An 8,632-nucleotide genomic window follows, 5' to 3' on the forward strand; every position below is an offset into this window, starting at 1 on the left:
TCCTGCCCCGATCGAGCGCGCCGTCAGCCCGGCAAGGTCGCGTAGGCCTTCCTCTAGGTTCGGCTTCTGCTCGATCAGCGTCGACACGCCGATCAATTGTTCAACAACAAGTCTCGCCATGGTTGGTCTCTAGGGTAGTGGCTGCCGGGCGTCTTGCACACTAGGCGGCCTCGGGGGTGAGGCGAGGTCCAATTTGTCGTAGACCTCGCTCAGCTCCAGATGCGCGTGGATCATTGGCAGCTCGACGACATCGTTGAGATGAGCATAGCTGCGCAGGTTCCAACTGCCGTCGTCTTGACGGAGGTAGAGGTCAACACAGACACGATTCTGAGCAATCAGTAGATAGGCCTCAAGGCTCTCTAGCGCGCGGTAATGGGCAAACTTCTGTCCGCGATCGTAGGCTTCGGTGGACTCCGACAACACCTCGACGATCAGCTGTGGATTGGTCACTACATCACGTCGGTCATCGTAGAACGCGCGATCTCCGCAAATCACCATGACATCCGGATAGGCACCGACCTCGGCGGAGCTGATCCGGACCTTCATGTCGCTGGGATAGACGCGGCACGGCTGCCGCTTGAGCTGTGCCCGCAGTTCGCCGACGACATTGGTCACGATCAGATTGTGCTCCTCCGAGCCGCCGGCCATGGCAAAGACCTCGCCGGCGACATATTCGCTGCGCCCCTCCATGGCTGCTCGCTCACCCCGCAGCCAATCATCAAAGGTGATCTGTGGAACCGGCTGCACGGACATGGCTCTACCTCTCATTCAATCTTATAAGAGCGGAGTTCGGCTGCGAGTGTAGGGCGCATCTGATACTGTTCCTACCCTATTGTCATCCAAGGACTTTATCCGCTTCGGCCGGGAAAATTCGCCACGATCTTGGCAATCCGGGCTGGGTCAGGGTTGATCGTCCCGCCACCACTTGCTTCGCGCTGATCAAGCACCTGCGACATCTGCAGGATGCGCATCGACTTGCCAACGAACAAGGCGAACAGCTCCAGCAGCTCAAGGTCGGCCTCGCTGAAGCTTATCGCCCTGCAGATGCTTGCTGACGCTGATCACCCCCCAGCACGTTGTTCGCAGTCGTGAATCAGTTTATAGGGCTACGACGTCGACTGACACTCGCGAGCAAAAGGAGACCACCTAAGAACAACACAACAGATCCGGGCGTTGGTACTTGGACCGGGTCTGCTAATAAATCTTGGCCATTCTCTGATTGAAACCAAAGGACTTTACTGCCGCTCAGCGAGTTATTGTTCTCATCCTGCATTTGGGCAAAGGTTAAATTAAGTAGCGTGACCCCACTAGGATCTAATTGTTTATTAACCCCTCCGGTTTCAGAAACCTTGAAATTACCGTCAAAGATATTCATCGTTTCATCGTAGAGACTCTCCCAGATACCCAGCTGAATTGCGCCACTCATCCAACTTTCCGTGGGGTTAAGCCAATTCTGATCACCATGCGTGAGTGCGTGCTCGGTTTGGAGCACCGAATTGAGTGCCCCAAGAAATTCCAAAACCTTGCCAAAATTACGGGTAACTGTTTCACTGCCTTCATTGGACGTTACCTGGGTATCACCATCGACGGGAAGCACGACATATTCCTTGAATCCCTTATTCATCAATAGATCGTTGAAGAGATCAACACAGTAGAAGATGACATCGTCTGAACTGCGATAAAGGGCTGCGGGGTCGAACGGGTTATTGTCAACAGCTTGTGCATTGCCCCCTAAAGCGCCTGCGTAAACCCTGGCACTATTATTGTAAAAAGAGATTTGGACCGAGTCATAGCCTTCTATGAAGAGACCGTCATTTATAGAAGGGAATTGGATCTCAACATCCCCGAGCTGGGACTTATTGATATACTCGTCAACCGTCACGGGATCGGCAAGGGCTCCCGTTGTGCTCAAGAGCAGTGCGAACGCGGTTGAGCCCAGTGCTGATATAGAAGTGCCGCCTACTGTTGTACTGGCCTGATGAGTCTTTTTCTTGATGCTAGTGTTGAGGCGGATCATGTGTTACTCCTTAGCAGACGCTTGATACCACTCTAAGTGGTTAACAGAAGTTGAAACGACAGAGTTGAAGATAAACTCATTAGGCAAACCTCGTGCCATTTATATATTTTATTACTTATCAAAGCGTTATAGAGCCCAGCAGCACTAAAGAGCCAAAGTTTGTATGATTTTCTGACACATGCGTCGGCAGATTCCGGCTTCGGCAGCAAAAGCTGAAGCGCCTTATAAATCCCGAAGATGTAGGACAAACGCTCAAGTGCGTTGCGCGACAACCGGGCACTTTCCGGGTTACCTTTCCACTTGAAGAAGGTGCTCCGTGAGGTCAGACCAAGCAAGGTCATGGCCTGCTCAGTGGTCAGCGACCAGGTGTCAGCGATGTTGAAGAATGTGCGCAGAGCGGCGCCGGAAGGAGTGATTGCTGACCATGTCCGCCACTGCCGAAGCGCTCTATCACCGCCACCGCCTCAGCGCCGATGACTACGAGCACATGGGGCAGGCCAACATCCTCGGCGAAGACGATCGCGTCGAGCTGATTGATGGAGAGATCATCGATATACCGCCGATTGGCAGCCCACATGGCGGTGCCGTCAACCGCATCGCCAACCGAATCATCCGTGCATTCAGTGAGACCGATGCCATTTTGGCAACACAAAACCCGCTGCGACTCAGCGATTTCTCTGAGCCCGAGCCCGATATCGCCCTGCTCCGCCCGCGCGCTGACTTCTATGCCAAGCGCCATCCTAGACCAGAGGATGTGCTGCTGCTGATCGAGGTCGCGGAGACCTCGTTGCGCTATGATCGCGACAAGAAATTGCCACTCTATGCGTGTGCCGGCATCCCGGAGAGCTGGCTCGTCGATCTGAGCGGAACAGCCCTTTGGATCTATCGCGATCCGGGGCCGAAGGGCTATGCCAGTGTCAGCCAGGCCAGGGATCTCTCAGCACTCCTCCCTCTCTGTCTGCCAGAAGCGGCGCTTGATCTCAGCGGTCTGTTCTAGCACTGTTGCTACCTTAATGAAAGACGGAGCAGCGCATGCTCTTCTTCAATACCGAAGGTCCCGTCAGACCTGAAGATTCGGACTTCACGACGCGACTGTTGGGTCTACCCCCTTTTGAGCTGGGAGAACCAGTCGACTACGCTGCTTTTTGGGACAGCTGCAACAGCTTGGCTTGAACGGACTCAAGCAGCGAGTCCCTCAAAAACGCACTCGCCCCAATGATTTCAACCCCAATGAGCTCATTATGTTCATTGAGTTCAGCAGTAATATTTGGGCTGATTTCAATGCTGTTGGTTTCGTCTTCATCTGAAATCTTTAGATGTAGAATATCTTCTTTTTCAAAATACCGAAGGGTTGTGTTACTCATGTTGAAATCTCCCACTTTTTAAGCGATAGCTGATTTGTTGCCTGGTCGTGGCGTGAACAGTGATGGGCGTCACGCTATCAAGATCACTTCTCTCATAGGGAATCATGATCATCATACGGCCATCTTGTCCGATCACCACCAAGCGACCCGTTGAGGTGTCATAGTATCTTTCGGTACTGTATCTCAAGACCTCTTCGATTTTTTCCAGGCGAAAGCCCCTGAGCTTAACGCGATACTTGAAATAATCGGTCCAAACAATCTGCATGGCAGTGCGCGAGTCTCAATCGCAGGTTAAGCGGATGCTGTGCTGTCCCGCCCGGCCACCTCCGGGCCGGTTTGTGTTCCTAGCTCGCCACCGCCTCGCGGTGCACCAGCTCCCAGCCGCTGTAGAGCAGCAGGATCGGGTGCAGGGTCGCCTCGCCGAGCTCGGCAGCGATGCGTCGATCGCCGGCATAACGGCGTAGCTGGGCGCGGGCGTCGGCGATGAGCTGCGCGCGCTTGGCGGGCGTGTCGTCCGAGCGGCTGAGGTATTTCAGCTCGATCAGGTAGGCATGGCGCATGTCCGGGTAGCGGAAGTAGAACGGCGCCAGGTAGAGATCGACGAAACCGCCGCCCTGCTCGGCCTCGGAGAAAACGCGGAAATAGGGCGAGAGGTTGAGCCAGGCGAGCAGGAAGCCCTGCAGCATCTTCTCGCCTTGCAGAAAGTCACGCACGCTCGCCTGCTGGGCGATCTCCTCGGCCAGATAGTCGAAGAAGCCTTCCCATTGGCCGCGGTAGGCCATCTTGTTGAGCCGATCGGCGATCTCATAGGTGCTGGGGCGGAACACGCCGACCTCGTCATAGGCCGCGCGCAGGTAGCCGTACATGAGCTGGCGCACGGTGCGGTTGGGGATCTTGAGCAGTGGCCGGCCCTCACGCTCGCCGGCAAAGCTGAGCAGGCCGAGGTAGTAGAGCAGCGAGACGAAGTTGTCCTGGCGCAGCAGCCCTTCGGCCGGGAAGCTGGTCTGGATCGGGCTGACCTCCTCGCCGCGCTCGATGATCGCGCGCAGCCGCGAGAAGTTGCCGTTGAGACGGGAGGTGGCGGTGACGGCATCGGCATCAGCACGCTCGCGATCGGTGAACTGGCGATCGGCGAGACGGCGATCGGCGAGCTGGCGGTCGATCTGCACCAGATGGCGCAGCTTGCCGTAGTCGATGCGCACGTTGTGGTCGATCAGGTCGTCGGGCGGCTGGTCGAGATCGACCAGGGATTGCAGGTAGTACAGTGCCATATCGCTGTTGACCACAGGCGCCTGGCGGGCCTGGTGGAAGTGATAGTGGTTGTACCACTCGTCGACGATGGCACGATGGGCGCTGAAGTCCTGCCCGAAATCGGCGAACAGCTGTTCCAGCTCGGCATGGGTGAAGCCGAGCAGCGCATTGAAGCGCGGATCGAGGCTGATGTTGCGCCCGATGTTGAAGCCACTGGTCACATCATCGAGCGTGATCGGCGAGACCCCGGTGATGAACAGCCGCGCCAAGCCACCGCCGGTGCGCCCGACAGCCTCCTTGAGCAGGGCAAAGAAGTCGCGAAAGAAGCCGCTGCTGTGGGTCAGCTCGCGGTAGGCCTCGCGCCCGGCGTTGACCAGGATGTTGTTGGCGAAGTTGTCGTATTCGTCGATGAAGAGGTAGAGCGAGAGCCCAAGCTTGCGCGATTCGTTGATCAGCCGCTCGAGGCGCCGGGCATGGGTGGGCTCGCTCAAGATCGCCTGGGCGCTGTCGGCTGGGATGCGCGCGGCATGCCGATCGAGGAAGTCGATCAACAAGATCCGGGTATGGGCCTCGAAGGATTCACGCACCTCCGCCGGGGTGGAGCTGACCGCGGAGAAGTCAAAGCGCAGGCACAGATATTGGCCGCGCTCGGGTGTTGGCTGCGCCTTGATCCAGGTGTCGGCGAACAGCGTCTCGAAGCGCTCGCCCCAGTCGGCGTCGTAGTAGCATTCCATCATCGATTGCAGCAGGCTCTTGCCGAAACGGCGCGGGCGGATCAGGAACAGGAACTCCCCGGCCTGCTCGAGCAGCGGCAGGTAGTGGGTCTTGTCGACGTAATAATGTCCCCGCTCGCGCAACTTGATGAAATCCGCCACGCCGTAGGGGATGCGCCAGGGTGGGTCGGTTGCGCTCATGGTTGCCGTGCTCCGGGTCGGCTGAGGGAGGATCGACTGGCGAAGGATACCAAGGTCAGCGCTGCCAACTAGGTGTTGCAATCAAGGTCTCAAGCCGCCTCACGCGGGATGACCTCGCGCTCGATCGCCGCACGCAACTCCAGCTCCGCACGGCGCAGATCGAAGCTGGATTGCAGATTGAGCCACGACTGCGCATCGCCGCCGAAGTAGCGCGCCAGGCGCAGCGCCGTATCAGGCGAGATGGCGCGGCGCTCCTTGACGATCTCATGCAGTCGCGTCGCCGGCACGCGCAGCGCTACGGCCAGGGCGTTCACGCTCAGATCCAAGGGGTCGAGGAAGTCCTCGCGCAAAATCTCACCCGGATGCACCGGGCGCATACCGTTGGTGGGTGTCATGGCTGGGTCTCCTCAGTGATAATCAACGATCTCGACATCAAACGCATCGCCGTCTCGCCAGACAAAGCACAGTCGCCACTGCTCGTTGATGCGGATGCTGTGCTGTCCCGCCCGGCCACCACTCAGCGCTTCCAGACGATTCCCGGGCGGACTGCGAAGGAAGTCGAGCGTTGTCGCGGCATGCAGTTGGACGAGCTTGCGCTCCGCGACCCGCTGGAACGCGCGAAACGAGCGCGGCGACTGGCCGGCAAACAGCTTGGCGGTGGCCTTGCAGCGAAATGACTTAATCATGCTGCATGCTATTACGCCTTGAGTAATACTTCAAGCGTGTCACGCTTTCCTTGACTTCTGGGCTCACACACATAGATGCTTAGTCCCGGCCACTGCCGCGATCGCCCGTTTCCTATCGACCGGAGCAGATCTACCATGCCTGTTGTCGACGCTGAACCCCTCGTCGCAGAGACGCGTCCGATCTTTCCCTTGAGCGTGGATGCTTACCATCAGATGATCCGCGCTGGCATCTTCGATGAAGACGACCGCGTCGAACTGATTGACGGAGCGCTGCGTGCCATGCCACCGATCAAGCCTGATCATGCTGGAAAGAATAATCGCCTGAACCGACTGTTGACCTTGCGAGCCGGGGACGATGCGCTGGTGTCGGTGCAGAATCCGCTGACGCTGCAGCCCCGTTCGGAGCCCGAGCCGGATCTGATGCTGTTACGCCCGCGCGATGATTTCTACGCAAGCGCGCATCCCACGCCAACCGATACGCTGTTGGTGATCGAGATCTGCGATAGCTCGCTGCGTTACGACCGCGAGGTCAAGGTGCCTCTGTATGCGGCTCACGGGGTCCCCGAGGTCTGGCTGGTCGACCTCCAGCATCGGCGCCTGGAGCTGTATCGGGAGCCCGGCATTGATGATTATCGGCTGGTCCTGCGACCCGGCCCGGGCGAGGTCGTGGCGCCGCTGCTGCTGCCGAGTCTGCGCATTGGCGTCGACGAGATCTGGTAGCAACCAGGGCAGCCAAGCACAATGCATCCAGGTTATCTCAGGGTGTCGGCTTAGGCGAAGCCTTGCTGAGCGAGGTCCAATTTTTTGCACAGCTGCAACAGCTTGGCTGCAACAGCTTGTCTAGCGGGGCCGGTTTGTATGACTAGCCCGCCACCGCCTCCCGATGCACCAGCTCCCAGCCGCTGTAGAGCAGCAGGATCGGGTGCAGGGTCGCCTCGCCGAGCTCGGCAGCGATGCGCCGATCGCCGGCATAACGGTGCAGCTGGGCGCGGGCGTCGGCGATGAGCTGCGCGCGCTTGGCGGGCGTGTCGTCCGAGCGGCTGAGGTATTTTAGCTCGATCAGGTAGGCATGGCGCATGTCCGGGTAGCGGAAGTAGAACGGCGCCAGGTAAAGATCGACGAAACCGCCGCCCTGCTCGGCCTCGGAGAAGACGCGGAAATAGGGTGAGAGATTGAGCCAGGCGAGCAGGAAGCCCTGCAGCATCTTCTCGCCTTGCAGAAAGTCACGCACGCTGGCCTGCTGCTGGGCGATCTCCTCGGCCAGATAGTCGAAGAAGCCTTCCCATTGGCCGCGGTAGGCCATCTTGTTGAGCCGATCGGCGATCTCATAGGTGCTGGGGCGGAACACGCCAACCTCGTCATAGGCCGCGCGCAGATAGCCGTACATGAGCTGGCGCACGGTGCGGTTGGGGATCTTGAGCAGCGGCCGGCCCTCACGCTCGCCGGCAAAGCTGAGCAGGCCGAGGTAGTAGAGCAGCGAGACGAAGTTGTCCTGGTGCAGCAGCCCTTCGGCCGGGAAGCTGGTCTGGATCGGGCTGACCTCCTCGCCGCGCTCGATGATCGCGCGCAGCCGCGAGAAGTTGCCGTTCAGACGAGAGGTGGCGGTGACTGCGTCGGCATCAGCGCGCTCGCGATCGGTGAGCTGGCGATCGGTGAGCTGGCGATCGGTGAGCTGGCGGTCGATCTGCACCAGATGGCGCAGCTTGCCGTAGTCGATGCGCACGTTGTGGTCGATCAGGTCGTCGGGCGGCTGGTTCCGGCGCACCAGCGCGCGCAGATAGTAGAGCGCCATGTCACTGTTGACGACCGGTACATCGCAGGCCGCGTTGAAGTGATAGTGGTTGTACCACTCATCGACGACGGCGCGATGGGCGCTGAAGTCCTGCCCGAAATCGGCGAACAGCTGTTCCAGCTCGGCATGAGTGAAGCCCAGGAGCGCATTGAACTCAGGCTCCAGGCTGATCGAGGTGCCGATGTTGAAGCCACTAGTGACATCATCGAGCGTGATCGGCGAGACCCCGGTGATGAACAGCCGCGCCAAGCCGCCGCCAGTGCGCCCGACGGCCTCCTTGAGCAGGGCAAAGAAGTCGCGAAATAAGCCGCTGCTGTGGGTCAGCTCGCGGTAGGCCTCGCGCCCGGCGTTGACCAGGATGTTGTTGGCGAAGTGGTCGTATTCGTCGATGAAGAGATAGAGCGAGAGACCGAGCTTGCGCGATTCGCTGTTCAGCCGCTCGAGGCGCCGGGCGTTGGTGGGCTCGCTCAAGATCGCTTGGGCGCTGTCCGCTGGGATGCGCGCGGCATGCCGATCGAGGAAGTCGATCAACAAGATCCGGGTATGGGCCTCGAACGACTCGCGCACCTCCGCCGGGGTGGAGCTGACCGCGGAGAAGTCGAAGCGCA

General features: G+C 59.1%; 12 protein-coding genes. 2 read left to right on the forward strand and 10 right to left on the reverse strand.

The features are described from left to right. Nucleotides 1–129: 129 nt before the first annotated feature. The 4 genes from VBE63_RS22110 to VBE63_RS22125 form a co-directional block, all read right to left on the reverse strand. Nucleotides 130–753, reverse strand: a complete 624-nt coding sequence (locus VBE63_RS22110) for a Uma2 family endonuclease (RefSeq protein ID WP_323685185.1) — start codon at nt 751–753, stop codon at nt 130–132. Between the two features lie 95 nt (nt 754–848). Then, nucleotides 849–989, reverse strand: coding sequence for a hypothetical protein (locus tag VBE63_RS22115; protein WP_323685186.1), 141 nt, complete (start codon nt 987–989; stop codon nt 849–851). A gap of 104 nt (nt 990–1,093) precedes the next feature. Beyond that, nucleotides 1,094–2,017, reverse strand: coding sequence for a hypothetical protein (locus VBE63_RS22120; RefSeq protein ID WP_323685187.1), 924 nt, complete (start codon nt 2,015–2,017; stop codon nt 1,094–1,096). 32 nt (nt 2,018–2,049) lie between these two features. Then, nucleotides 2,050–2,433 (reverse strand): antitoxin Xre-like helix-turn-helix domain-containing protein, encoded by a 384-nt coding sequence (locus tag VBE63_RS22125; RefSeq protein ID WP_323685196.1) that lies wholly within the window; start codon nt 2,431–2,433, stop codon nt 2,050–2,052. 8 nt (nt 2,434–2,441) lie between these two features. Here VBE63_RS22125 and VBE63_RS22130 point away from each other — a divergent pair, with 8 nt between their 5' ends. After that, nucleotides 2,442–3,014, forward strand: coding sequence for a Uma2 family endonuclease (locus tag VBE63_RS22130; RefSeq protein ID WP_323685188.1), 573 nt, complete (start codon nt 2,442–2,444; stop codon nt 3,012–3,014). A 136-nt stretch (nt 3,015–3,150) separates the two neighbouring features. Here VBE63_RS22130 and VBE63_RS22135 read toward each other — a convergent pair whose 3' ends face one another. From VBE63_RS22135 to VBE63_RS22155, 5 genes are all read right to left on the reverse strand, one after another. Continuing rightward, on the reverse strand, nt 3,151–3,381 hold the full coding sequence (locus VBE63_RS22135; RefSeq protein WP_323685189.1) for a DUF2283 domain-containing protein: 231 nt from the start codon (nt 3,379–3,381) through the stop codon (nt 3,151–3,153). Beyond that, nucleotides 3,374–3,646, reverse strand: coding sequence for a hypothetical protein (locus VBE63_RS22140; protein ID WP_323685190.1), 273 nt, complete (start codon nt 3,644–3,646; stop codon nt 3,374–3,376). Before VBE63_RS22140 ends, VBE63_RS22135 begins: the two co-directional genes overlap by 8 nt. Nucleotides 3,647–3,725: 79 nt before the next feature. Further along, nucleotides 3,726–5,546, reverse strand: a complete 1,821-nt coding sequence (locus tag VBE63_RS22145; RefSeq protein WP_323685191.1) for an ATP-binding protein — start codon at nt 5,544–5,546, stop codon at nt 3,726–3,728. Nucleotides 5,547–5,635: 89 nt separating this feature from the next. After that, on the reverse strand, nt 5,636–5,923 hold the full coding sequence (locus VBE63_RS22150) for a HigA family addiction module antitoxin (RefSeq protein WP_416274630.1): 288 nt from the start codon (nt 5,921–5,923) through the stop codon (nt 5,636–5,638). 30 nt (nt 5,924–5,953) lie between these two features. Further along, nucleotides 5,954–6,232: a type II toxin-antitoxin system RelE/ParE family toxin gene (locus tag VBE63_RS22155; protein WP_323685193.1), complete on the reverse strand. Its 279-nt coding sequence runs from the start codon at nt 6,230–6,232 to the stop codon at nt 5,954–5,956. A 135-nt stretch (nt 6,233–6,367) separates the two neighbouring features. Here VBE63_RS22155 and VBE63_RS22160 point away from each other — a divergent pair, with 135 nt between their 5' ends. Beyond that, complete coding sequence (locus VBE63_RS22160; protein WP_323685194.1) at nt 6,368–6,952, forward strand: Uma2 family endonuclease; 585 nt, start codon at nt 6,368–6,370, stop codon at nt 6,950–6,952. 142 nt (nt 6,953–7,094) lie between these two features. Here the strand turns inward: VBE63_RS22160 and VBE63_RS22165 are convergent. Next, nucleotides 7,095–8,632: AAA family ATPase (locus tag VBE63_RS22165; RefSeq protein ID WP_323685195.1), on the reverse strand; the 1,538-nt coding region annotated here is incomplete at its 5' end.

The sequence above is a fragment of the Lamprobacter sp. genome, from assembly GCF_034860625.1.
In the GTDB taxonomy this organism is placed as follows: domain Bacteria; phylum Pseudomonadota; class Gammaproteobacteria; order Chromatiales; family Chromatiaceae; genus Lamprobacter.